The following is a 1,117-nucleotide window of genomic DNA, read 5'->3' on the forward strand; positions in this document are numbered from 1 at the left end:
AACCTTTATCGCTTCAACTTCGATGGTAAAACGAAATTGTTTTATCTCCAAACGTGTCATCCAAACACTAGCTGCCGAAGGGCAGTTTATTACTTCTGAAAAAGATATCGCTTTTAGACAGAGTGTTTCAACAACTACTGTTAATCGTGCTTTACACCAATGGTCTCCTCAATTCAAACCGAACTATCAAAGGCTTCCACTACATCTTTCAATGGATGAATTCAAATCGGTAAAGAGTGCTGATAGTCAGATGAGTTTTATTTGCACTGATGCGAAAAAATATGAAATCATTGATATCCTCCCATCTAGAAGATTGCATCATCGATCGTTTTCATTTGTCCCAATTAGTAACACGCTCCCTTAATCAAACACGCATTAAACTCATGAACCGTTATGATACTTCAAACTCAGAAGATAAAAAGATTTATCGTAAACTCAAAGCGTATTGGAAATTACTTCTCAAAAAACAAAACAGACTTAAGCGATTTTGATTATCGCTATCATCGTTTATTTAACGGACAAAAAAGTTCGACAGGAATCATCGATTACTTTATGACACTGGATGTTGAATTCAAAGAAACATACGAACTAGCACAGCAATTACTGATTGCGGTACAACACAAAAATTCCCCTGCTTACCAATCACTGATTCAGACTAAAAAACCTTTCATGTCTTTACAACTGAAACGCAGTTTAAAAACATTAAACAAGCATTTACCTTCAATTGGAAATAGCTTTAAATACGAGGATTCCAACGGGCATTTAGAAGGGATCAATAACAAAATAAAAGTGATTAAACGGATTTCGTTTGGTTACCGTAACTTTTCAAATTTCAGAAACAGGATTCTACTCGGATTCAATCATAAACGCATCGCTCCCAACTCGTAATTAATTGACTATTTTACTGTCTTTTAATACGCGAGAGCCTCAATAATAAACGTGCAGTGTCATGACGTTTGTGAAGGCGACTCTAGCGGGAAAAGTGGCAGCTGAATACCCCACAGCGGAGCGCGGAGGATGAAGCGTCACCCGCAGAAAGCGTCCTTCACATTAGGAATGACTACAAAAAAAAGCAGCTACCAAAAAAGGTAGCTGACAAAAATGACTTGTTTTACTA

Annotated in this window: 2 protein-coding genes and 1 pseudogene; all 3 read left to right on the top strand. The window is 37.1% G+C overall.

Annotated elements, in window-relative coordinates; genetic code table 11:
* Nucleotides 1-364: pseudogene (locus BCAMP_RS14100) on the top strand (ISL3 family transposase); the annotation flags it as partial.
* Nucleotides 282-491 carry a transposase gene (locus BCAMP_RS15170; protein WP_198015807.1) on the top strand — a complete coding sequence of 70 codons (210 nt, stop codon included), beginning with the start codon at nucleotides 282-284 and terminating at the stop codon, nucleotides 489-491. The pseudogene BCAMP_RS14100 and the gene BCAMP_RS15170, both read left to right, overlap by 83 nt.
* Entirely contained in the window at nucleotides 394-888 is a 495-nt protein-coding gene (locus BCAMP_RS12865) for a transposase (RefSeq protein ID WP_084038892.1), read from the top strand. Before BCAMP_RS15170 ends, BCAMP_RS12865 begins: the two co-directional genes overlap by 98 nt.
* Nucleotides 889-1,117: the final 229 nt, after the last annotated feature.

The sequence above is a fragment of the Brochothrix campestris FSL F6-1037 genome, assembly GCF_000525915.1.
GTDB lineage: Bacteria > Bacillota > Bacilli > Lactobacillales > Listeriaceae > Brochothrix > Brochothrix campestris.

Bases quoted from the DNA above. Each gene is read 5' to 3' on its own strand.
- BCAMP_RS15170 (WP_198015807.1), top strand. From the start codon at position 282: ATGAAATCATTGATATCCTCCCATCTAGAAGATTGCATCATCGATCGT.
- BCAMP_RS12865 (WP_084038892.1), top strand. From the start codon at position 394: ATGATACTTCAAACTCAGAAGATAAAAAGATTTATCGTAAACTCAAAG.